Annotated in this window: 21 protein-coding genes and 1 pseudogene; 14 read left to right on the forward strand and 8 right to left on the reverse strand. The window is 62.3% G+C overall.

The window, feature by feature from the left end:
• Positions 1 to 68 precede the first annotated feature (68 nt).
• Both BQ8794_RS05000 and BQ8794_RS05005 read right to left on the reverse strand, forming a co-directional pair.
• Positions 69 to 995, reverse strand: coding sequence for a YVTN family beta-propeller repeat protein (locus BQ8794_RS05000; protein WP_167378646.1), 927 nt, complete (start codon positions 993 to 995; stop codon positions 69 to 71).
• A 66-nt stretch (positions 996 to 1,061) separates the two neighbouring features.
• Complete coding sequence (locus tag BQ8794_RS05005) at positions 1,062 to 2,312, reverse strand: ABC transporter substrate-binding protein (RefSeq protein WP_077373912.1); 1,251 nt, start codon at positions 2,310 to 2,312, stop codon at positions 1,062 to 1,064.
• A 225-nt stretch (positions 2,313 to 2,537) separates the two neighbouring features.
• On the opposite strand from BQ8794_RS05005, the gene BQ8794_RS36250 reads away from it, so the two are divergent.
• From BQ8794_RS36250 to BQ8794_RS05025, 4 genes are read left to right on the forward strand one after another with little or no spacing between them, the layout of a single operon-like run.
• Positions 2,538 to 4,379, forward strand: a complete 1,842-nt coding sequence (locus BQ8794_RS36250) for a (5-formylfuran-3-yl)methyl phosphate synthase (RefSeq protein ID WP_077373915.1) — start codon at positions 2,538 to 2,540, stop codon at positions 4,377 to 4,379.
• Positions 4,380 to 4,382: 3 nt separating this feature from the next.
• Complete coding sequence (locus BQ8794_RS05015; protein ID WP_077373918.1) at positions 4,383 to 4,934, forward strand: flavoprotein; 552 nt, start codon at positions 4,383 to 4,385, stop codon at positions 4,932 to 4,934.
• Entirely contained in the window at positions 4,927 to 6,321 is a 1,395-nt protein-coding gene (locus BQ8794_RS05020) for a DUF6513 domain-containing protein (protein ID WP_077373921.1), read from the forward strand. Before BQ8794_RS05015 ends, BQ8794_RS05020 begins: the two co-directional genes overlap by 8 nt.
• A 3-nt stretch (positions 6,322 to 6,324) precedes the next feature.
• Positions 6,325 to 6,915, forward strand: a complete 591-nt coding sequence (locus BQ8794_RS05025) for a DUF447 domain-containing protein (RefSeq protein ID WP_077373924.1) — start codon at positions 6,325 to 6,327, stop codon at positions 6,913 to 6,915.
• 64 nt (positions 6,916 to 6,979) lie between these two features.
• Here the strand turns inward: BQ8794_RS05025 and BQ8794_RS37280 are convergent, their stop codons facing one another.
• Positions 6,980 to 7,450, reverse strand: coding sequence for a MoaF-related domain-containing protein (locus BQ8794_RS37280; protein WP_078060879.1), 471 nt, complete (start codon positions 7,448 to 7,450; stop codon positions 6,980 to 6,982).
• Between BQ8794_RS37280 and BQ8794_RS37285 the strand changes: the two are divergent.
• Positions 7,450 to 7,590: pseudogene (locus BQ8794_RS37285) on the forward strand (hypothetical protein); the annotation flags it as partial. The gene BQ8794_RS37280 and the pseudogene BQ8794_RS37285 sit on opposite strands and share 1 nt — an antisense overlap.
• A gap of 121 nt (positions 7,591 to 7,711) precedes the next feature.
• Positions 7,712 to 8,086 (forward strand): DoxX family membrane protein, encoded by a 375-nt coding sequence (locus BQ8794_RS34445; protein WP_167378636.1) that lies wholly within the window; start codon positions 7,712 to 7,714, stop codon positions 8,084 to 8,086.
• A 188-nt stretch (positions 8,087 to 8,274) separates the two neighbouring features.
• Here BQ8794_RS34445 and BQ8794_RS05045 read toward each other — a convergent pair whose 3' ends face one another.
• The 5 genes from BQ8794_RS05045 to BQ8794_RS05065 all read right to left on the reverse strand — a co-directional run bounded on the left by BQ8794_RS05045 (position 8,275) and on the right by BQ8794_RS05065 (position 12,812).
• The gene (locus BQ8794_RS05045) at positions 8,275 to 8,976 is read right to left on the reverse strand and encodes an IclR family transcriptional regulator (protein ID WP_244554859.1); all 702 of its coding nucleotides are present in this window, start codon (positions 8,974 to 8,976) and stop codon (positions 8,275 to 8,277) included.
• A 201-nt stretch (positions 8,977 to 9,177) separates the two neighbouring features.
• The gene (locus tag BQ8794_RS05050; RefSeq protein WP_077373935.1) at positions 9,178 to 10,650 is read right to left on the reverse strand and encodes an aldehyde dehydrogenase family protein; all 1,473 of its coding nucleotides are present in this window, start codon (positions 10,648 to 10,650) and stop codon (positions 9,178 to 9,180) included.
• A gap of 25 nt (positions 10,651 to 10,675) precedes the next feature.
• Entirely contained in the window at positions 10,676 to 11,455 is a 780-nt protein-coding gene (locus BQ8794_RS05055; RefSeq protein ID WP_077373938.1) for a MoaF C-terminal domain-containing protein, read from the reverse strand.
• Complete coding sequence (locus BQ8794_RS05060; RefSeq protein ID WP_077373942.1) at positions 11,452 to 11,865, reverse strand: carboxymuconolactone decarboxylase family protein; 414 nt, start codon at positions 11,863 to 11,865, stop codon at positions 11,452 to 11,454. The genes BQ8794_RS05055 and BQ8794_RS05060 overlap by 4 nt, the downstream gene beginning before the upstream one ends.
• Positions 11,862 to 12,812, reverse strand: coding sequence for a fumarylacetoacetate hydrolase family protein (locus BQ8794_RS05065; protein ID WP_244554860.1), 951 nt, complete (start codon positions 12,810 to 12,812; stop codon positions 11,862 to 11,864). Before BQ8794_RS05065 ends, BQ8794_RS05060 begins: the two co-directional genes overlap by 4 nt.
• A 306-nt stretch (positions 12,813 to 13,118) precedes the next feature.
• Here BQ8794_RS05065 and BQ8794_RS05070 point away from each other — a divergent pair, with 306 nt between their 5' ends.
• The 8 genes from BQ8794_RS05070 to BQ8794_RS05105 all read left to right on the forward strand — a co-directional run bounded on the left by BQ8794_RS05070 (position 13,119) and on the right by BQ8794_RS05105 (position 20,772).
• Positions 13,119 to 13,679, forward strand: coding sequence for a VOC family protein (locus tag BQ8794_RS05070; RefSeq protein WP_077373945.1), 561 nt, complete (start codon positions 13,119 to 13,121; stop codon positions 13,677 to 13,679).
• 61 nt (positions 13,680 to 13,740) lie between these two features.
• The gene (locus BQ8794_RS05075; protein ID WP_077373948.1) at positions 13,741 to 14,574 is read left to right on the forward strand and encodes a MoaF C-terminal domain-containing protein; all 834 of its coding nucleotides are present in this window, start codon (positions 13,741 to 13,743) and stop codon (positions 14,572 to 14,574) included.
• 111 nt (positions 14,575 to 14,685) lie between these two features.
• Entirely contained in the window at positions 14,686 to 15,801 is a 1,116-nt protein-coding gene (locus tag BQ8794_RS05080; RefSeq protein WP_077373950.1) for an ABC transporter ATP-binding protein, read from the forward strand.
• Between the two features lie 47 nt (positions 15,802 to 15,848).
• Positions 15,849 to 16,898: an ABC transporter substrate-binding protein gene (locus BQ8794_RS05085; RefSeq protein ID WP_077374302.1), complete on the forward strand. Its 1,050-nt coding sequence runs from the start codon at positions 15,849 to 15,851 to the stop codon at positions 16,896 to 16,898.
• Between the two features lie 56 nt (positions 16,899 to 16,954).
• Entirely contained in the window at positions 16,955 to 18,139 is a 1,185-nt protein-coding gene (locus BQ8794_RS05090) for an ABC transporter permease (RefSeq protein ID WP_077374305.1), read from the forward strand.
• A 1-nt stretch (position 18,140) separates the two neighbouring features.
• Positions 18,141 to 18,941 (forward strand): ABC transporter permease, encoded by an 801-nt coding sequence (locus tag BQ8794_RS05095; RefSeq protein WP_077373953.1) that lies wholly within the window; start codon positions 18,141 to 18,143, stop codon positions 18,939 to 18,941.
• Between the two features lie 25 nt (positions 18,942 to 18,966).
• The gene (locus tag BQ8794_RS05100; protein WP_077373955.1) at positions 18,967 to 20,091 is read left to right on the forward strand and encodes an ABC transporter substrate-binding protein; all 1,125 of its coding nucleotides are present in this window, start codon (positions 18,967 to 18,969) and stop codon (positions 20,089 to 20,091) included.
• Positions 20,092 to 20,172: 81 nt separating this feature from the next.
• Positions 20,173 to 20,772: an NADPH-dependent FMN reductase gene (locus BQ8794_RS05105; protein WP_077373958.1), complete on the forward strand. Its 600-nt coding sequence runs from the start codon at positions 20,173 to 20,175 to the stop codon at positions 20,770 to 20,772.
• The last annotated feature ends 35 nt before the right edge of the window (positions 20,773 to 20,807 follow it).

Below are 20,807 nucleotides of genomic sequence, written 5' to 3' on the forward strand. Positions count from 1 at the left end.
CCTGCCCTTGTGCTGTTTTTCTGCCTGCTTGATTCACTTGGTTTATTCAATGGTTCATTTGGCGGAATTCATTTGGGAGAGACGACGACCCCCCACGGCAAGGCGCCGACGGTCACCGACTGCACCGGCTCGTCGGTCGCCACGTCGATGAAGGTGATGTCGTTCGACACGCCGTTGGTCGAGATGATGGTCTTCTGGTCCGGGGTGAAAGCGAGCTGCCAGACGCGTTGGCCGACCAGCATGTATTTCTCGACCTCATACGTCTGCGTGTTGATCACCGCGACGCGGTTGGCCGGTCCGAGCGCCACATAGGCCTTCTTGCCGTCGGCGGTGATGCGCACACCGACCGGCTGGATGGATTCGGGCCTCAGGCCGGCAACCTCGAAGGTGATCTTCTGGACGACTTCGCGCGTTTGATTGTCGATCACCGAAACCGTGCCACCGATCTCGGCGCTCACCCAGGCCTGCTTGCCGTCGGGGGTGAACTCGACGAAGCGCGGACGCGTATCCACCAGCACGTTGTCGGTGATCTCGTGGGTCGTCGTATCGATGAAATGCGCCATGTTTGTCGTTTCCGACGTATTGACCATGGTCTTGCCGTCCGGGCTGACGCCCATGCCTTCCGGTTCGACGCCGACCGGAATCTCAGACAGCACCTTCTTACTGTCTATGTCGATGACGGTGACGAGATTGTCGTCCTCATTGGCGACATAGAGCGTCTTGCCGTCAGGCGAGAGCACGAAGAGCTCCGGGTCAGGCCCGGAGGGCAAGGTATCGACGATCTCCAGGGTTGCCGTGTCGATGACCTCGATCGAATCGTCGTCGCTGGCGCAGAGATAAATGTGCTTGCCGTCATGCGAGATGGTGATGCCGCGCGGACGTTGCCCGACATTAACCGTCTTCACCACCTGCATCGTCGCGGTGTCGACGACGGACATCGTGTTGTCTTTCTCGTTGGAGACATAGGCCATGTAGGCCGACGCCGGACCGGCCATGAAGCCGGTCGCAACTATGGCGAGTGCGCAAGCTCGTCTCTGCACTGAAATTCCTCCCAAACTTTTCTACTTAAGCACGCATTTTGTTTCCGGCTCGTCGACCCCGAGCGTATCGAGCTCCGACAGCTGGTGCAAAAATCCCTCCTGCGGCGATGTCGAGACGACCGACCTAGTGTCGCCGAGGAAGATCGGCTGCCGCAACTGCTGGTTCCATTTGCGGAAGGTCAGTTTCTGCCCTTTGAAGGCGGCGATCGAAAAATCGTCGGAGCGGATGAAATCGGCCATCTTGCGCGGGTCGGCGCCCTGCGTGCGGGTCGCCGCCTCGCCGAGGATGCGCACCGCGGTCCACGCCGCCATGTCCTTCGACACCATGCGGCGGCCGTTTGCCTTGGCGAAGCGGTTCTGGATCTGGGTGCCGCCCCATTGCTCGCTGGCCGGATGCCAGGCCAACGGGGTGAGGCCGGCGGTGCCGGCGACCGGCCGCGGAATCCAGGTGCGGAACGGAACGTAGGTGCCGAACACCTCGCTTTCGTCGGCGACCAGCAGCACATCGTGCTCCGGCAGGTCCTGGGTGAAGACAGGCATCTGCCGCTGGATCTGGACGACGCCGGAATCGGTCCGTCGTGCCGTGCCGGTATCCTCGAACAGCTTTTCGCCGACGATCTCGCCGCCGAAGCGCGTCGCCGCCCGGCGCAGCGCCTCGGCAAAAAGCTGGTCGCGCTCGTGCGAGCCGTAGATCAGCACCCAGCGCCGCCATTGCTTCCAGATGAGATATTGCGCCAGCCCGTCGGCCAGCATGCTGCGCGTCGGGATGGTGTGGAAGATGTTGGCGCGGCATTCCTCCTCGCGAAGTCTGTCGTCGGTGGCGCCGGCGTTGAAGATCAAGACGCCGTTGTCGCGGGCAAGATCGACGATCGACAGCAACTGCCTGGCCGAGAGGTCCGCGACCACATAGCGGTTGCCTTTGGCGATCATCTCCTTGAAGGCCGGGACGACATCGTCATCCGGCTTCACCTCGGTCACGTCGAGGCTGAATTTCTGGCCGAGGAAGCTGCCGGTCGTGTTGTTGTCGGCAATCGCCACATTGCCGCCGGCAACGCCTTCATCGCGCGGCGGGACGTCGAGCACCGACAAGGCCAGCCGCGGCGCATAGGCGCGCAAATAGCCTATCTTGATCTCGGTCAGCTTTTTTTCCGGCTTGGCCGTTGCGGCCGGCTGCCTGCCCGTCGCTTCCTGGGCGAGCGCGCCCGGAACGTTGACGGTCAGGGAAAAAAAGCACAAAAAGGCCGCCAGAGTGCCCGGCACCGCGCTCGTCATCGATGAAATTACCCGTTCTTGCGCTAAAGTCCGATTGTTGTCGGAGCGGCGCGAAGTCAAGGTGCCCGTGATGAGCTTAGCTGACCGGCAAATTTTATCAAACCCTGAAAGTGGACTTCTCACGTCTGCTTTAGTGCCATGCCTGCTCGCCGGAACGGCAACCGAGCGGAACTCGGTATTCGGGCCCAAAAGCGTCCTTTTCCTCATGCCGGAGAAAGTCCGTCAATGACCAGAATGCTGGCCAGCGTCACCGGCGCCGACGAGGCGGAGATCGCGCTTTCTGGCGGTGCCGACATCGTCGACCTGAAGGATCCGAAGGCGGGAGCGCTGGGCGCGGTGTCCACGCAGACCATCCGCCGGACGATTTCACTGATCGCCGGCCGGGCGCCGGTCAGCGCGGTCTGCGGCGACCTGCCGATGGAACCCGAGACGATCCGCGCCAAGGCCGAAGAGATCGCCGCAACCGGCGTCGATTACGTCAAGATAGGCTTGTTTCCGTCGGCAGATGTCGCGGCCTGTGCTGCAGCGCTCGCGCCGCTCGCCGCGCGAACGAAACTGATCGCGGTGCTTTTCGCCGACCTGGCGCCGGATTTCGAGCTTCTGCCGATGCTTGCCAAACATCGCTTCCATGGCGCCATGGTGGACACGGCGAACAAGGACAACGGGCGGCTGCTCGACCATCTGCCGCCCGAGCGTATCCCGGGATTCATCGATCGAGCGAAATCGCTCGGCCTCATGGTTGGGCTGAGCGGATCGCTGGAAGCCCCTGATATTCCGCGCCTACTGCCCTTCGCTCCCGATTTTCTCGGCTTTCGCGGGGCGCTGTGCGGCCATTCCGGCCGCGTGGGTTCGATCAGCGCCGAGGCGGTTGCGCAGATCCGCGACTTGATCCCGGAAGCATCCCGGGCCGGCGGCGCGTCGAGCGTCGACTACCGCCTGCTGGCGGCGAGGGGCTATTCGCCGGGCACCGACCCGACACTGGGCACCGACAAGATCTTCGTGCGCGACTTTGTCCTGCCGGTCCAGATCGGCGCCTACAGTTTTGAGCACGGCCATACCCAAAAAGTGCGTTTCGACGTGATCGCCGACGTGCTGCAGGTCACCGACCATCCCGAAGACATGCGCCATGTGTTCTCCTACGACATCATCATGGACGGCATTCGCACCATCGTCGCACGGGGCCATATCCAGCTTAGCGAGGCCTTGGCCGAGCAGGTGGCGACCTACATCCTGGAGAACCCGCGCGTCGTGCGCGTCACGGTAAGGGTGGAAAAACTCGAACTCGGCCCGGGCGGCGTCGGCGTCGAGATCGAACGCAAGCGCCAATCTGCAGGCCGCGGCGTTGCCTCCGGCCCTGCCGGCCGAAAAGACCAAAGCGCCGTTTCCCGGCCGCGACCGGAAAGGCCCGACGCCGTCAGGCGAGCCGTCGTCAAGCCGTCCGTCGTCAAGCTTGGCGGCAGCACCGTCCATGCGGCGGAACTGGAAAGCTGGATCGCGGCGCTGGCGGGCTCCAAGCTGCCGATCGTCATCGTGCCCGGCGGCGGCCGTTTTGCCGACCAGGTGCGCGAGACGCAGATTTACATGGATTTTTCCGACACCGCCGCCCACGCCATGGCGATCCTCGCCATGGAGCAGTTCGGCCAGGTCATCCTCGACCGAGACGAAAGGCTGGCGCCGGCACGGTCGCTGGAAGAAATGGGGCGGGCGCTGGACGCGGGGAAGGTCCCGGTGTGGCTGCCGTCGTCGTTGGCGCTGCCGGCGCCGGACATTCCGGCGTCCTGGGACGTTACCTCCGATTCCCTTGCCGCCTGGCTTGCCGGCAAGCTCGGCGCAAATGCGCTGCTCTTGATCAAGCAGACCGTCGCCTTCTCCGGCAGCGACACGATCGACAGCCTGGCAGTCAGAGGCATCGTCGACGCCGGCTTCGCCGCCATGCTGCCCGACGGTGTCGATGTCCATCTCGCCGGCCCGAAAGATGCCGTCGAGGCCGGGGCGCTGCTCGCAGCGGGCAATCTGCCCGGCATTGCGATCGCGGCTCCGATCCGGTCGGCAAGAAAAGCAGGGTAGGCGATGGCGACGCTGCATACGCCGCGCTGGGCATGGGTTTTGACCGGTTCCGGTCATTTTTTTACGGAGAGTTTTGCACTCATTCACCAGCTCGAGCATTGCGATGTCTTCGTGTCGAAAGCCGCCAACGAAGTGCTGCGCATGTACAAGCTCAAGCTGGATTTCCCGGAGACGACGCGCGTGCTGCACGACAAGACGGCGAGCGCGATCCCGGTCGGAGAATTCTATCACGGTGTCTATCATACGGTGGTGGTGGCGCCGGCCAGTTCCAACACGGTCGCCAAATGCGTGCACGGCATTTCCGACACGCTCGCCACCAACGTTTTTGCCCAGGCCGGAAAATGCCGGGTGCCGGCCATCGTCTTTGCCTGCGACACCGCGCCGGAACTCGAAACCATGGCGCCGCATGGGCTGGTCAAGGTCTATCCGCGCAGGATCGACCTGGAGAATACCAACCAGCTGAAGAGTTTTGAGCGAACCCAGGTGGTCGAGTCGCTTGCCGATCTCGAAGCCTCGGTCAGACGGCGCCACGCCGAACTCGCAAGCCATGGCTGAGCGGCTGGTCTTTCTTACCGGCCATCTGGCCAAGGTCCGGCTGGAAAGGCTGCTGGCCGGACTGGGCGAAACCGAATTTGCCTGGGAGATCATCGACATCGGCGTCAAGGTCGCGGCGCTGATGAGCGAAGACATCATCAAGCGGCGGCTTAGCCTGGCAGGCGCCGCCGATCGCGTCATCCTGCCCGGCCGCTATCGCGGTGACATCGAGCATCTATCGGACCATTTCGGCGTACCCTTCGTGCGCGGCCCCGACGAGATCGCCGATCTGCCGGGCTTTCTCGGCCGGGCGGGCGAGCCGCCTGACCTTTCGCGTCACGACATGCGCATCTTCGCCGAAATCGTCGATGCGCCGATGCTGTCGGTCGAGGCGCTGGTGGCGAGGGCACGGACGCTGGCCGCGGCCGGCGCCGACGTCGTCGATCTCGGCTGCTTGCCGGAAACGCCGTTTCCGTTGCTGGAAGAGGCGGTGCGCGAGCTGAAGGCACAAGGATTTCTGGTCAGTGTCGATTCGGCCAGCACCGACGAACTGTCGATCGGCGCGCGCGCCGGTGCGGACTATCTTCTCAGCCTCGATGAGAACTCGCTGCCGCTGGCCTTCGACCACAAGGCCGTACCAGTGCTGATCCCGTCCACGCCCGGCGACCTGGATTCGCTCGGCCGGGCCATCGAAGCGGCACAGAAGGCCGGCGTCGCCTTCATCGCCGATCCCGTGCTCGACCCGATCCATTTCGGCTTTGCCGCCTCACTCGGGCGTTTCATCGAGGCGCGCCGCCGCTGGCCTGAGGTCGAACTGCTGATGGGCACCGGCAATCTCACCGAATTGACCGACGCCGACAGTTCCGGCGTTACCGCGGTTCTGGCCGGGCTCTGCTCGGAACTTCAGATCCGAAACGTGCTTGCCGTGCATGTCAGCCCGCACACGCTGCGAACCATCGAGGAGCACGATATTGCCCGCCGCATTCTGTTTGCCGCGAAGAGTGACGGTGCGCTGCCGCGGAGTTACCATCCAGGGCTGCTGCAGGTCCACGACCGCAAGCCGTTCACCGCCTCGACCGAGGATATCGCAGCACTTGCTGCGGAGGTGCGCGACGCCAACTTCCGCATCATGACCGCCGAGGACGGCATCCATGTTTTCAACGGCAAGGGGCATGCGGTTGCCACGGATGCGTTCGAACTCTTTGCTGGGCTTGGCGTTGAAGCCGATGGCGCACACGCGTTCTATCTCGGCGCCGAGCTGATGAAGGCCGAGATCGCGTGGCGCCTCGGCAAGCGCTATGTGCAGGACGAGCCGCTCGCATGGGGCGTTGCCGCGCCGGCTCCCGAAACCGACCGCAGCCGTCTTGCCGAAGCGGGCCACACGCTTCGCGCGAAGAAAGAGCGCTAAACCATGCCGTTCATTCGCGAATCGATCATCACCACGGTCAACAAAGCCGGCGACGTCCACATCGCGCCGATCGGCATCATCGCCGAGAAGGACGGCTGGGTCATTGCGCCGTTCCGGCCGTCGATCACGCTCGACAATCTCGCCGAAGTGCCGTTCGCCATTGCCAATTACACCGATGACGTCCGCATCTTTGCCGGCTGCCTGACCGGCCGCAAGCATTGGCCAACCGTTGCGGTAAACGGGTGTCCGGTGCCGCGGCTCGCAGCGGCGCTCGCGCATTCGGTCCTCGAAGTCGAAACTGTCGATGACGATGCTATGCGACCTCGCCATTTCTGCCGCGTGGTGCAGGAGGAAACGCATGCGCCGTTCACCGGCTTCAACCGCGCCAAGGCGGCGGTGCTGGAACTGGCCATCCTCGTCAGCCGGCTCGGCATGCTGCCGCGCGACAAGATCGAGGCGGAAATCGCCTACCTTTCGATTGCCATCGAAAAGACTGCGGGCGAGGGCGAAAAAGAAGCCTGGGGCTGGCTGATGCAGCGGGTCGGCGATCACCTTGCGGCCAAGGATGCCAGCGGCGAGGATGCGCGGGGCTGAACCGGATATGCTGAACCAGGGTAAGCTTCCGGGCTGACGCGTTTTACACACGGTGGCGGTGATCTCAAACGGCGGTGTTCGACCCCTTGCGGACAATCCCTGATGGGAGGTCAAGGGAACGTCGTGACCCAACACAGTCCTTCACACAGCTTGGGCTGAACGTCGCGAATGAAAGGAAAACGAGGACATTCGCGGCCACGGGCCGCGGCGAATTTACGAAGCCGGAAGGCAGCCACTCAGCGATCGTCGTCTGGGAAGTCCCTGAATGAACGAGACCGAAAGGCTTTTCACTTCCAGCGGGGGCCGCCGGAATGATGATGGTGGTGTTGATCACAGCGGCATCGGGCTGAATGACTTGGGTAACGGCGATGCCGTCGGCCTCCATCCAGTGAACAAACCAGAAGCCCGGCGAGATCTCTATCGCCTTATAGCGTTCTTCCGCTGAACGACCCTTGTCCTGGCCTTCAAGACAGGTCCAGCGAAGGCGGCTGCTACACCCAGCACAATCCGGGTGTCGCCGATGGCAGAGAAGCATTGCGTGCCTTTTTCATCGAATTCTTCTCAACGCGCTCGCGAGCGCGCTTCAGCATCAAACGCATCTTCTGTGAAGGCGATTATGTTACGGTCCATGCGCATTGGACCGAGGATGACAATGACCGTGGCAGCGCTGTGATGGACATTTTCCGGGTCGAGAACGGTCGCGTCGCCGAGCACTGGGATGTCATCCAGCGATCCCCGAGCGTTTGGCTCATTCCAATACGATGTTCTAGCAAACTCACCAATTTTGAGGCCTCACATGACACTGCCAGAATGGTTGAATCTGCTCGGCCGCCTTGGAGTCGCCTTCTACTTCCTGTGGGCGGTATGGTTCAACATCGGCGGTCGCGAGCATCACTACGCGGAGTTTCGCCGTATCGGATTGCCAAATGGCGCCGTATTTTTCTGGGCTGGCAACGCACTTGCGCTGGTCGGCGGCCTGCTGCTTCTCTACAGCCCGACGGCTGTCTACGGGGCCGCCATGCTGGTCGTCTTCACCTTGACGGCCGATGCGCTCTTTCATCGCTACTGGACCTATTCGGATCCGGGTGAGGCCGTGATGCACAAATTCTTCCTGTTCGAGCATGCTGCGCTGATTGGCGGCCTGCTCGGACTTGCCGCGCCGTTCCTGTAAACCCTCAGGTGGGACGATGTTTGATGCCTAACTTTTAAAACGCCGCCTCTGGCTGATATTGCCGGCCTGGGCTTCGCGACCGACTGGGCGGAGTCAGCGGTGACCTGCGCTGCCTTGCGAGCATGAACTCACAGAGATCGTCCGATGGAGCAGGGAAAAAGCAGGTGCCAAGGCTACAACTGCCAAGGCTACAACTGCCTGGTAACATTCGCGGCTAGTTCAAGAAGCTTTGGTGTCAGGGCCGGTAGCGTATCGGCCCTGGAGCTTGGCACCAGTATGGCGAGGCCGGCGTTGCAGCGTCCATCCGGCTCGATCAACGGAGCCGCGACTCCATGAACGCCCATCTGAAGTTCATCATGCGAGATCGCATAGCCGTCCCGCCGAATCTGCTCGATACGTGCCTGGGCAGCAATCGGATCGTCTGATTTCTTGACGACGCGGGCAATAGTCTTCTGGTCTTGGAAAGCAAGCATCGCCCAACCGCTGGCGCCAAGGTGAAGCGGATGACGCGAGCCCGGAACGTGTTGCACGCGAACGAGATGCCTGTTGCCCAGCGCCTGCTCAGTCACCACTGCCTCGTCCTTGTTGAGGTAATGCAGCACCACCGTTTCGCCGACGGCATTTGCAAATGTGCCCATCAGCGGCCGGGCTATGGCTGAAATGTCGCGATCGAGTTGTCGGACCAACTCGTTGACTGCACTGCCCAAAATGTAGCCGTCATGGCCGCGGCGGATATAAGCCCGCTGCTCGAGCGTGACAAGAAGCCGGTAAGCAACGGTCCTGTTGATGTCGCAGGCGCGCGCGACGTCCACCGCGCTCACCGGGCCTTTCTTTGCTACGGTTTCCAGTACGGTGAGCATCTGGTCGCCGGTCAGCGATATTTCGGCCAAGAGGTGAACTCCAATCTTCCAACGCTGTACAGTTCGGGACGTCCATCGCCATCCCACGGCGCCGAGCCAAGGCTGTCAGCAACGAACACTAGGATTATCGGACTTTGATCGTCCGATAATCGAGACTAATCCGATCCCCGGAAGCCTTCAACATCGGAATGGGTGCGGTGACAGCGGTCTGGCAGGCGACGCAACGCGACGCTATGAAATGATCGAAACCGTTTTCTCGACCGTGTTGGCGAGAATGCCGGAGCGGCCGAGTTCCTGTCCAAGACCGCTGGTCTTGATGCCGAGCCAGGGCAGGGCAGGGTGCGGCGGTCCCCAGGCATTGACCCAGACCGAGCCCGCCCGCAAATGCTTTGCAAAGCGGTTGGCGGTGGCGAGGTCGCGCGTCCAGACCACGGACGTCAGCCCGTAGTCGGTTGCATTGGCGAGAAGCAATGCTTCCTCGTCGTCGCGGAACCGGATGATGGTGCCGACGGGTCCGAAGATCTCCTCACGCGCGATGGTGAGTTCGTTGCCGCCGGCAAACAGAGTGGGCGCGTAGAAATAGCCGGGACGGTCGATGCGGTTGCCGCCGGTCAATAGGCGAGCGCCCTCGGCCTTGCCCTTCTGCACATATCCGTTCACCCGATCGAGCTGCCTTTCGCTGACCAGCGATCCCATTTGTGTTTCCGGCGCGAAGGGATCGCCGACGACGATGCTCTCAGCCGCGGCAACTAGGCGATCCGCCACCTCGTCGGCGATCGACTCGTGGACAAGCACCCTGCTGCCCGAGGCGCAGGTCTGGCCTTGATTGGCAAAAAGCGAGATGGATGCGCCTGGGATGACGCGGTCGAGATCGGCGTCCCGGCAGACGATCTGGGGCGACTTGCCACCAAGTTCGAGCGTGACTTTCTTCAGCGCCTCCGACGCGATCGCCGCAATCCGCCGGCCAATGCCTGGACTGCCGGTGAAGGAGATCTTGTCGATGCCGGGGTGTCGCACCAACGCGTCGCCGGCAACGGCGCCGCTGCCGGTCACCAGATTGACGACGCCTGACGGGAAGCCGGCCTCCTCGATCAGTTCGACCAGCCGGATGGTGCTGAGGGAAGCATCCTCGGCCGGCTTGATGACCACGGTGTTGCCGGCTGCAAGCGCAGGCCCCAGTTTCCAAGACGCGATCATCGTTGGCGCATTCCACGGCGTGATCGCGCCGACGACGCCGATCGGCTGGCGCAGCGTGTAAGAGTGGCGCTGCCGGCCACCGAAATCCGGCAGGTCGAAGGTGCTGCCGCCGATCTTGTCGGCCCAGCCGGCGAAGTGACGGAAGGTTTCGGCTGCAAGCGGGATCTCGAACGTAAACGGTTCGAAATAGGGGCGGCCTATGTCGAGGGCTTCAAGATATGCAAGGTTCTCGCGATTGGCCTCGACGAGATCGGCAAGCCGCCACAGCAGCTTGCCGCGATCGGCCCCTGACAGGCGCGACCATGCGCCGGTCTCGAACTGGGCACGCGCTGCGTTCACGGCGGCGGAGACATCGCTCGCCGTCGCCATGCTCATCCTGCCAAGCGGCTGACCGCTGCTGGGATTGATGACGGTCTGCACGCCACCATCCGCCGCCATCCGCCATTGTCCGCCGATATAGAGTTCGGCGCGCGGCAACCGCATCGCCGTTTCGCTCAGCCCGGTCATGCGATCCCTCCCGGCAACAGACCCGTCAATAGTTCGTCTCGTTGACCAGAACGCCGGTGGCGCCGACGATGACTTGGCTGATGAGGCGCTTGTCGGGATCCCAGCCAACCAGCCGGCCGGCCGATTTCGGAGCCTCGTTGAGGTCGATCACCAAGGCGCCGTTGAACGGCGTGCCCCGGTCGGACCAGGTGAACAGATAAAGCTTTTCGGCAATCTTGCGGACCGAGGTCGGCTCTACCGCGCCCATTCCGGCTTCCGGCCCGATGATGCCGTGCCAGACATAGAGTTCCGGCTCGATATAGATATGCTCGAAGAAGTGGGTCGGGCCGTAGGTCCAGTGGATACGCTTACCAACCAGTTCCTTGGTCGGCTCGAAGCGCTCACCGATTTCTCCTCCGATGCCGGCCTCCAGGATAACGCTGCGTTCGGCAACCGTCGAGGTTCCGCTCATCATCACCGTATGGACGATCACGGCTCGTTTGCCGACGAGGTCGAACACCAACATGTCGTTGGAATTGCTTTCGGGATGGTTGATCGTCGCCGCCAGCAATCCCTGCCGCACTTCGATCGCTTCGTAGTTTGCCTCGCCGACCGGATAGGCAACGTTGACGGCAGGCTCGGAAGTCCAGCGCACGGTCTTGTCTTCAAAGCTTAACGACAAGGGCGGCCGGTCGGCGAAATGCAGCACCTGCGTCGTCCCGGCAAGGGACAGCGTCGCGTCGGGCCGCAGCGCGTCGTGACCTGGAAACAGCTTTTCCGGCGTGACCGTGTCGACTCGTTTGTAGTTCTCGGCAATCTGGCTCATGGCTTTTGACCTTTCGAATGTGCGGTGGGCTGGGATTCAGGGTTTTCCAGGACGTCTTGGGCGATGCGGAAGGATTCCACGCCCGCGGGCACGCCGGCGTAGATCGCCAGTTGGATCAGGGCGTCGCGGATCTCATCTGATGTGACGCCGTTACGCAACGCGCCGCGCAAGTGCAGCGCGAGTTCCTCGTTGCGCCCGAGCGTGCCGAGAATGACGATGTTGAGCAGGCTGCGGTCGCGCCGGCTGAGCGCATCGCGGCCCCAGGACGCTCCCCAGCAATATTCAGTGACCAGTTCCTGGAAATCGCGGCCGAATTCGCCCGCTTTGTCGAAGGCGCGCTGCACATAGTCCTCGCCGACGACGTCCTTGCGGATCTGCAGCCCCTTATCGAACAGTGCCGACTTGCTCATGCCAGCTCCCTTTCATCGACGACTGGGTTGCTGAGCGCGCCAAGACCCTCGATCTCGACGGTGATGACATCTCCGTTCCTGAGGAAACGCGGCGGCTTGCGGGTGAAGCCGACGCCGGCCGGTGTTCCCATCGGGATGACGTCGCCGGGTTCGAGGTCGATGAATTCCGAGAGGTGCTCAATGATGGCCGGAATATCGAACAGCATCTCCCTCGTGTTGCCGGACTGCACCACTTCGCCATTCAGCGTCGTGGTGATCTGGAGTGCGTGAGGGTCGGTGATCTCGTCGCGCAGCACGAGGTAGGGACCGAACGGCCCGGTGTGGGAGAAGTTCTTACCCGCCGTGTATTGCGTGATGCGGAATTGATAGTCCCGTACGGTCACGTCGTTGAAGATCGAGTAGCCCGCAACGTGATCGAGGGCGTTCTGCCGCGATATGTAGCGACCAGGTTTGCCGATGATGACCGCGAGCTCGCCCTCCCAGTCGAGCTGATGGGACACATGCGGCACCACCACATTGTCGCCAGGAGCGACCAGCGTCTTTGCGAAACGCGCAAAGATGATCGGGATCTCTGAAATGGGCCGGCCAGCCTCCTCGGCATGCTTGCCGTAGTTGCGGCCGACGCAAATGATCTTGGGAGGGGCTGGGATGGGCGGCAAAAGGCGAACGGAGGCCGATTGAACGAGAAGCACATCCCGACGCGCGTCCGCCGCGTCCAGCCGGGACACGTTCTCGATGACGTTCTTCAGGGCCTGCAGCGCCGGCGCGCCCGCCGAGAGAAAGCTGACGCTGTCCGCGGTCCAGCCGTCGCCCGACGGCACGTCCTGCGGAAAGGCGCTGTTTGCTCGAGCTAGGTCGATGATCAGGTCGCCCTGTACCGCCCCGAGGCTCGGCCGATCGCCTGATGTATAAGTGACGAGCTTGGTCATGTTGCTTCCTATGGTCATCTAGCTCTTCAATAGTATTCCGAATATAGGACAGATATCGTTCGATATTCGGTATCTTAGCGAGTACGCACGAGTTGGTCAAGACAGGCTGAGGCGGATTGTCAGAATGCCCGGAGCCCTTTCGGCGGCACCAGGCAATTGTCGCGTTCCCGGCCTTCCCCCGGGGCCTTCCGATCCTTCAGCCCTGCGCGACGTTGACCACAAACAGACTTGACGTCGCGCCAAAGCCTGTATAGTTTTCGGATAACGAACAAATTTAGTCCGATTAACGGACACAGAAAAAACTCGTGTAGGAGAGGAAGCACAATGGCGCTGCGCGTTGGTCGGCTCGGACATGTGGGGATCGCCGTCCGGGATATGGAGCGGTCGGTCAGCTTCTACACCGAGGTTTTGGGAATGCGGCTGACCGAGCAGTTCAACTACGGTCTGGACGAGGTCGGGCACGGTGTTGCGGTGCTGTCGGGATCGTTCGTTCGCAACGACTCCACCCATCACTGCCTGTCGATCTTCACGCTCAGAAGCGCGGTCGAGCCACCTGCCGAACATGCTTTCGGTCTGCATCACATTGCATTCGAGATGAACAGCTCGGACGACCTGCTCGCGCTCTACAGGCGTTTCGAGGAGCGTGGCATCGTCATCGTCAACGCGCGCAAGGGCGGCCCCGGCAACCAGCCGCGCTTCTATGGGCGCGATCCGGACGGCAACCTGTTAGAATTCTATTGGAGCATCGACCAGATCGGCTGGGACGGGATCGCCCGGCCATATCCGCCGATTGAGGAAATCGAACTGGAAAGCTTCGATTTCGAGGCGTTCGAGCGCGAACGAGAACGCATGGCCGAGAGCGCCAGAAACGCAAAGAAATTCTGAACGGGCGCGACAGCCGCGGAAGCCGTCGAAGGTTCGCGCCGCGAAGAAAAACGAGGGATCGATGGTCAACAGTGCCGCTTCTTCCGCCGCCGCCCACTGGCCGCAGATCGGAGACATCCTGCAAAATCACTCTGGCGGCAGACCGGACCCAACGGCCGATCTGGTCGGCAAGTCTCTTGCGGTTGTCTTCGGTGAGGGGGAGAGACTCAGCCTGGCCTTCATCGCCGCGGATCTTCTATCCTGGAGCGTCGAAGGCGCCAGTGGCCACAGCCAGCAGCCATATCAGGCGTTCCGCGTTCGCGATGGGATGTACTTCGTCGACTTCATCGACGCCAACGATGAGCTGAAGTCGATCAGCCTGTGGCTGGACCTGACGCGGCATGCCGTTCTCTTGATCGAAGGTTCGGTGGCCGACCGGAGGGCCGAAGACATGAACCTCCTGACCCGTGTCGAGCAAACCGGCGCACAGAGCGTGCCGACATTAACCTATCGTTTCGGCAGCATAGGGCGGTCGTCCGTCCCGCACTTCCCGCGTACCGACAAGCTTTTTGGCAAGTTCTTCCGCTACGTCTACAGTGATACCCATATTTATGACCACTACTACGTGAACCCGAAATATTATTTCTGGTACTGCTGGCATGGCCCGGACGCAGGCATCGGCGAGTTCGACGAGGCCGACTATTTCGAACTGGCCGATGACGTCTACCTGATCTGCTGGCGGGAAAAATTCCTGCCTTGCCTGGCCGTCACGATCGAGGACCTCCGTTCGATGCGGTCCATCGGCAAGGTCTTTGGCGCCGATTCTCACAGTTGGCGGACCGGAAACAGCACCGTCGGTGCAACGATGAGCATCGTCGCGACCATCGCGCCCGGCGCAGCCGGGGTCCCTGCGTAGGGTCCCGGTATGCCTATTGGGCAGCTGGTCCAATAACGAGAGGCGATGCGAGCGACAAAAGAGCGGTTTTTGCCGCTTCCGTGTGATGAACCTTGGAAAGAATCGCCGGAGATGACGCAGCACGATACGACAAGAACAGAGCCGTCGGAGACGCGGCCAATAGTGCGCTTCAGCGGTGTGTCGAAGCACTACGGCGCGTTCCGGGCTCTGTGCGACATCGACCTGGAGATCCAGCGCGGCGAGTTTTTGACGCTGCTCGGGCCGTCAGGCTCGGGCAAGACAACCTCGTTGATGCTGCTGGCGGGCTTCGACAGCCCTACGACAGGCACGATTGAGATGGACGGGACACGCATTGAAGGCTTGCCGGCGCACAAGCGCGACATCGGCGTGGTTTTCCAGAACTATGCGCTGTTTCCGCATCTCACCGTAGCCGAGAACCTGGCGTTTCCTCTCACCGTTCGCCGCGTGTCGAAGGCGGAAATCGGCGAGCGGGTCGAGAAGGCGCTGAGCCTCGTCCATCTCGACGGCATGGGCGGGCGAAAGCCGTCACAATTGTCGGGCGGACAGCAGCAGCGTGTCGCGCTCGCCCGCGCGATCATCTTCAAGCCGCGCCTCATCCTGCTGGACGAGCCGCTCGGCGCCCTGGACAAGAACCTTCGCGAGCACATGCAGGCGGAATTGAAGCATCTGCACCGGCAGCTCGGCATCACCATGGTGTTCGTCACCCACGATCAGTCAGAGGCTCTCAACCTGTCGGATCGCGTCGCTGTGTTCAACAAGGGCCGGCTTGAGCAGGTCGATGCCCCTGAACTTCTATACGAACGGCCGTGCACGCCCTTCGTCGCTTCCTTCATCGGCGAAAACAATCTGCTCGACGGCCGGGTCGAGGCGCTCACGGGTGGTCTTGCCGCGATCCGGCTGGAGGCTGGCACCGTCCTGAACACAAAGGTCGCGGGACGTCCGGCGGTCGGCGACCGCGTCAAGGTCGGCATCCGGCCGGAACATGTGACGGTCGGACAGGGCAAAAGTGCATTCGCGGCCCGGGTCGTGGAGATCTCCTACCTCGGCGACACACGCCGCGTAGCCGTCGAGTGCGGAGGCATAGGACGCCTGACGTTGAAAATTCCGACGGGAGCCGGGGCCGACCGTGTCGGCATCGCCGACGAAATCCGGGTCGTCATACCGGAGGCGCTGTGCCGGGCACTCCCCGACACAGACGGCGCATGACGCCCGAGATGCATTACGAAACCATCAACCAAGAAAGGGGAATAACCATGAAAACAAGAACGGCAATCCTTCATTCCGCGCTTCTGGCATCCGTCCTCGCCCTGCCGGGCGTCGCGGTCGCCCGCGATCTGACTGTCGTGTCGGCGGGCGGCATCTTCCAGGACGCGCAACGCGAGGTGTATTTCGACCCGTTCCGCAAGGAGACCGGCATTCCCCTTGCTGAAGACAGCTGGGACGGCGGCATCGGCGTTCTGCGCACCAAGGTTGGTGCCGGCGAGGCCAACAATTGGGACGTGGTCGAGGTCGAAGCCGAGGAGGAAGCTCTCGGTTGTGAGGAGGGTCTGTTCGAGACGATCGATCCACCTACGGTGGGTGGCGCCGAACGCTACATTGCCGGGAGCGTCACGGAATGCGGTGTCCCCGCCAACATCTTCAGCATCGTGCTGGCTTATGACGGCGCGGTCTTCAAAGACGGTCCCAAAACCTGGGCCGACGTCTGGGATACGAAGAAATACCCGGGCAAGCGTGCCTTCCGCAACGGGCCGAAATTCACGCTGGAAGCCGCGCTGATGGCGGATGGAGTCGCAGCGGCGGATGTCTACAAGACCCTCGGTACCCCGGAAGGTGTCGACAGGGCCTTCAAGAAGCTGGACGAGCTCAAGTCTGACATCGTCTGGTGGTCTTCGGGCAACCAGCCGATGCAACTGCTTGGGTCCGGCGAGGTGGCGATGACCACCTCCTATAATGGCCGCATCCGGGGCGCCAATGCCGAGAACAAGCGCGACTTCAAGATCATGTGGAGCGGCAACATCCTCAACATCGACTCCTGGGTTATTCTCAAGGGCTCGCCCAACAAGGACAATGCCGTCAAGCTGCTGGAATATCTGGGTCGTACCGACCGCCAGGTGGAATGGCCGGCCAAGTTAGGCTACGGCGTTGGCTCGGTGGCGGCCCAGGCGGCCTTGCCGGCCGATGTCGCAACGACGCTGCCGACATCGCCGGAGCATATTGCCGCCGGGATCACCGTCGATGCCGATTTCTGGGTGCAGAACATCGACGCCCTGAATGAGCGGTTCACCGCCTGGGCGGCGAAATAGCGACAAGCACGGCGGCGGGCATGCGTCCGCCGCTGGCCTTGCGGGAGCCAACGACCATGACCACCGAGAAGCACCGGCCGCGACGGGCCCTCAGCGCCAACGCCGTGGGGATTGCGCTGGTTGCTCCGCTGGCGCTGTTCCTTCTCGCCACCTTCTTCATCCCGCTCGGCGGCATGCTGTTTCTGTCCGTCGACGACCGGGAGCTCGGCAAGGTGATGCCCGGCACCGTCGCGGCGTTGGCCGATTGGGACGGGGCAGGGCTGCCGGGACCGGCAGCGTTCGAAGCTGCGGGTCGCGATCTGGTAGAGGCGCGCAAGGCAAAAATTGCCGGAACCGCCGCGCGCCGGTTGGGCTATGAGGCTAGCGCATGGCGCACGACAATCCAGTCGACCGCGCGTGCCTTGCCGCGCGACATTGCCGCCGTCACCGACTGGAAATCCACGCTAATCGCGGCCGATGACGCCTGGGGCAAGCCGGACATCTGGCAGGCTCTCGCTCGGGCGCGCGGCCCGCTCACCGATGTCTACCTGTCGTCGGCGCTCGGGCTGCAGGGCGGCCAGGACAGCACGCTCTACGTCAATGTGCTGGCGCGCACCTTCGTCATCGCCTTGTCGGCAACCGCGATCTGCATCCTTCTGGCGCTGCCTGCCGCTTACCTATTGGCGAGCGTCGGCCCGATCACAGCCAACCTCTTGATGATGGCGCTGCTGTTGCCGTTGTGGACCTCGGTGCTGGTGCGCTCGACGTCCTGGCTGGTCATCCTGCAAAAGAACGGCATCTTCAACCAGGTGCTGATCAGCCTCAACATCATCGATACGCCGCTCGAGCTCGTCTACAACCGCATCGGTGTGCTGGTTGCGCTCACCCACATCCTTTTGCCTTACGCCGTGCTGCCCCTCTATGCCTCGATGAAGGCGCTGCCGCGCTCTCAGATGCAGGCGGCGCGATCGTTGGGGGCCGGGCCACTCAACAGCTTCTTCCGCATCTACCTGCCGCAGATCGTTCCTGGGATCTCGGCCGGCGGGCTTTTGGTGTTCATTCTGGCGCTGGGTTACTACATCACGCCGTTGCTTCTCGGCGGGCAGGGCGACCAGATGCTGCCGTTCTACATCGCCTACAACACGCTGCAGGCGCTGAATTGGGGCCTCGCCGCCGCTCTCGCCAGCATTTTGCTCATCGCGACCGTCATCCTCTACGCGCTCTATGTGCGGCTTGTCGGCGTGCAGCGGGTAGGGGTCTGAGATGCTGGACAGCACGCGTATCTGGCTGTGGGGCGGCCGGCTCGCCGGAGCCCTGGTGCTGGGCTTCCTGCTGTTGCCGATCTTCGCCATTGTGCCGCTTTCCTTCAATGGCGGCTCGATCCTGGCCTATCCGCTCCAGGGCCTGTCGCTCAAATGGTACGCTGCCGTCACCTCGACGCCGCGCTGGCTGCACGCTGTCGGCAACTCGCTGATCGTAGCGGTGTCGACGGTGGCTATCGCGACGCCGCTCGGCACGCTGGCAGCGCTCGGTCTCGATCGCATCCAGTTTCCGGGGAAATCGTTGCTGATGGCGCTGTTGATCTCGCCGATGATCGTGCCGGTCATCATCACGGCGGTTGGGGTTTATTTCTTCTTCGCGCCGCTTGGCCTCGCAAACAGCCTGACCGGGCTGGTGTTGGCGCATGCGGTGATTGCGGTCCCGCTTGTCCTCGTCACCGTCAATGCTTCGGTGAGCCAGCTGGACAGAGGCTTATTGCGGGCCGCAGAGAGCCTCGGCGCGTCGCCCATGACAACCTTCCGAAAGATCACCGTTCCGCTCATCCTGCCTGGTATTGTCTCCGGCACAATTTTTGCTTTTGCCGCTTCCTTCGACGAGGTGGTGATCGCCCTCATGATCACCGGTCCCGGCCAGAAGACCCTGCCCCGGGAACTGCTTAGCGGAACCCGCGAAAACCTCGACCCGACCGTGCTGGCGGTTGCCAGCATCCTGATTGCCATATCAGCGGGGCTGCTGTTGCTGCTGACCCTCGTTCAGCACCGGTCGGCTAAGCACCACACCTGAACAAGCCTGTAAAAGGAAAGATTGCATGAACGTGACCCGAAGAACGGCCCTTGGGCTGGCGGCGAGCGCCAGCCTGCTGGCGGGCTCCGGCAATGCACTGGCCGGAAGCGCCATCTCCCAGGAGCACCGCAGCATGGAGCATCTCTACAAGGCGGCGCTTGCCGAAGGCGGACGTGTCATCGTCTATGCCGGCGGTGACACACCCGGCCAGCAGGATGGCACCAAGAAGGCGTTCGAACAGAAATTTCCGGGTGTGACGCTCGACGTGATCGTGGACTATTCGAAGTTCCACGAGGCCCGCATCGACAACCAGATCGCCACCAAGACACTCGTTCCCGACATCGTCCAGATCCAGACGCTGCAGAACTTTCCGCGCTGGAAGAAGGAGGGTGTCCTGCAGCCCTACAAACCGATCGGCTGGGACAACGTCTATCGCGCCTTTAAAGACGGCGACGGCGCCTATACCGGCGTATTCGTCGACGCGTTCTCCAATCTGGTCAATTCAAAGCTGCTCCCAGATCAGGCGACTTGGCCGCGCGAGGCCAAGGATTATCTGCGCCCCGAATTCAAGGGCAAGATCGTGCTGACCCATCCGACCGATGACGATGCGGTGCTGTTCTGGTTCAAGCAGGTCATCGACAAATATGGTTGGGACTATGTGGCTGAGTTGGCCAAGCAGGAGCCGATCTTTGTGCGCGGTACGCAGGCGCCGACGGACATGGTGGAAGGCGGCCAGGCCACCGTCACCTTCTCGACCGACGGCGGGCTTGTGCCGTTCCCGGGCACCGTCTCCCGCTTCGTGCTGCCGAAGGAGGACCCGTTCGTCGCCTGGCCGCAGCAGGCCGCCATCCTTAAAGGAGCAAAACATCCCGAAGCCGCAAAGCTCTATCTGAGCTGGCTGCTCGACAAGGAGACGCAAACGAACGTCTGGTACATGTGGTCGGTGCGCACTGACATCGCGCCGCCGGACGGCTACAAGCCGATCTGGGAATACAAGAACGGCGATCCGACCGCTTTCGGAAAGTTCCTTGCCGATCGCGGGGCCGTCGAAAGCTTCCGTTCCCTGATAGGACTCTACCTCGGTGAGGCAAAGGGCGAACCCTCGCCGGGTCACCTCGGACTGCACCCCGACAAGGCGCTGCCGCACTAGAGACCGTCAGAGTATCGGGTCGTCGGGCTATTCGGCGGATTTTTTCGCGTGGGCAAGCGTCTGCGAAGCAACAGGTGAGCCATGAATATCTCCGTCATCTGCGCAAGCCTTCGCAAGGGCTCGTTCAATATGATGCTGGCGCGGAACCTCGCCGCGCTGGCTCCAGGCGACATGCGGCTTACGCTGCTGGAGTACTTGGAACTCTTTCCGCACTACTGCGCCGATATCGCGGAAACGCCCGAGATCGTCACGAGATGGGTTGACGCCATCGCAGCCGCGGATGGCGTCATCGTCGTATCGCCCGAATACAACCATTCTGTCCCGGGCACGCTCAAAAATGCGCTCGACTGGATTTCCCGAGATCCCGGCAAGCCTTTCGCTGGGAAGCCCGTTGCCCTTCAATCGGCTTCAACAGGGATGCTCGGCGGCGCGCGCATGCAGTACCACCTCCGTCAGATCATGGTCTTCTTCGATGCGCGCTTGCTGAACAAACCTGAACTGTTCGTCAGCCACGCCGCCTCCAGATTCTCCGCCGACGGGACCCTTCGCGACGAAAACACCGCTGGGGCGGTAGCCGCGCATTTGGCCGCTTTTCGGCTGTTCGTGCGCGACCATCAACCTGAAAGACCGTGGGGCTCAAATGACGTTCAACAGGCGGGCGCTGGCGAACCGATCGTCTGAAAGGCAGGCAGCATAAGACGACGTTGGCAGCAGGA

It is taken from the genome of Mesorhizobium prunaredense, assembly GCF_900156895.1.
Lineage (GTDB): Bacteria > Pseudomonadota > Alphaproteobacteria > Rhizobiales > Rhizobiaceae > Mesorhizobium > Mesorhizobium prunaredense.

What these genes read in the sequence shown, in the direction of transcription:
- BQ8794_RS34445 (WP_167378636.1), top strand. Translation starts at nt 7,712, where the DNA reads ATGACACTGCCAGAATGGTTGAATCTGCTCGGCCGCCTTGGAGTCGCC.
- BQ8794_RS05075 (WP_077373948.1), top strand. Translation starts at nt 13,741, where the DNA reads ATGGTCAACAGTGCCGCTTCTTCCGCCGCCGCCCACTGGCCGCAGATC.
- BQ8794_RS05000 (WP_167378646.1), bottom strand. Translation starts at nt 995, where the DNA reads ATGGCCGGTCCGGCGTCGGCCTACATGGCCTATGTCTCCAACGAGAAA.
- BQ8794_RS05055 (WP_077373938.1), bottom strand. Translation starts at nt 11,455, where the DNA reads ATGAGCCAGATTGCCGAGAACTACAAACGAGTCGACACGGTCACGCCG.
- BQ8794_RS05105 (WP_077373958.1), top strand. Translation starts at nt 20,173, where the DNA reads ATGAATATCTCCGTCATCTGCGCAAGCCTTCGCAAGGGCTCGTTCAAT.
- BQ8794_RS05090 (WP_077374305.1), top strand. Translation starts at nt 16,955, where the DNA reads ATGACCACCGAGAAGCACCGGCCGCGACGGGCCCTCAGCGCCAACGCC.
- BQ8794_RS05065 (WP_244554860.1), bottom strand. Translation starts at nt 12,812, where the DNA reads ATGACCATAGGAAGCAACATGACCAAGCTCGTCACTTATACATCAGGC.
- BQ8794_RS05050 (WP_077373935.1), bottom strand. Translation starts at nt 10,650, where the DNA reads ATGACCGGGCTGAGCGAAACGGCGATGCGGTTGCCGCGCGCCGAACTC.
- BQ8794_RS05095 (WP_077373953.1), top strand. Translation starts at nt 18,141, where the DNA reads ATGCTGGACAGCACGCGTATCTGGCTGTGGGGCGGCCGGCTCGCCGGA.
- BQ8794_RS37280 (WP_078060879.1), bottom strand. Translation starts at nt 7,450, where the DNA reads ATGCTTCTCTGCCATCGGCGACACCCGGATTGTGCTGGGTGTAGCAGC.
- BQ8794_RS05015 (WP_077373918.1), top strand. Translation starts at nt 4,383, where the DNA reads ATGGCGACGCTGCATACGCCGCGCTGGGCATGGGTTTTGACCGGTTCC.
- BQ8794_RS05005 (WP_077373912.1), bottom strand. Translation starts at nt 2,312, where the DNA reads ATGACGAGCGCGGTGCCGGGCACTCTGGCGGCCTTTTTGTGCTTTTTT.
- BQ8794_RS05025 (WP_077373924.1), top strand. Translation starts at nt 6,325, where the DNA reads ATGCCGTTCATTCGCGAATCGATCATCACCACGGTCAACAAAGCCGGC.
- BQ8794_RS05020 (WP_077373921.1), top strand. Translation starts at nt 4,927, where the DNA reads ATGGCTGAGCGGCTGGTCTTTCTTACCGGCCATCTGGCCAAGGTCCGG.
- BQ8794_RS05070 (WP_077373945.1), top strand. Translation starts at nt 13,119, where the DNA reads ATGGCGCTGCGCGTTGGTCGGCTCGGACATGTGGGGATCGCCGTCCGG.
- BQ8794_RS05100 (WP_077373955.1), top strand. Translation starts at nt 18,967, where the DNA reads ATGAACGTGACCCGAAGAACGGCCCTTGGGCTGGCGGCGAGCGCCAGC.
- BQ8794_RS36250 (WP_077373915.1), top strand. Translation starts at nt 2,538, where the DNA reads ATGACCAGAATGCTGGCCAGCGTCACCGGCGCCGACGAGGCGGAGATC.
- BQ8794_RS05060 (WP_077373942.1), bottom strand. Translation starts at nt 11,865, where the DNA reads ATGAGCAAGTCGGCACTGTTCGATAAGGGGCTGCAGATCCGCAAGGAC.
- BQ8794_RS05085 (WP_077374302.1), top strand. Translation starts at nt 15,849, where the DNA reads ATGAAAACAAGAACGGCAATCCTTCATTCCGCGCTTCTGGCATCCGTC.
- BQ8794_RS05080 (WP_077373950.1), top strand. Translation starts at nt 14,686, where the DNA reads ATGACGCAGCACGATACGACAAGAACAGAGCCGTCGGAGACGCGGCCA.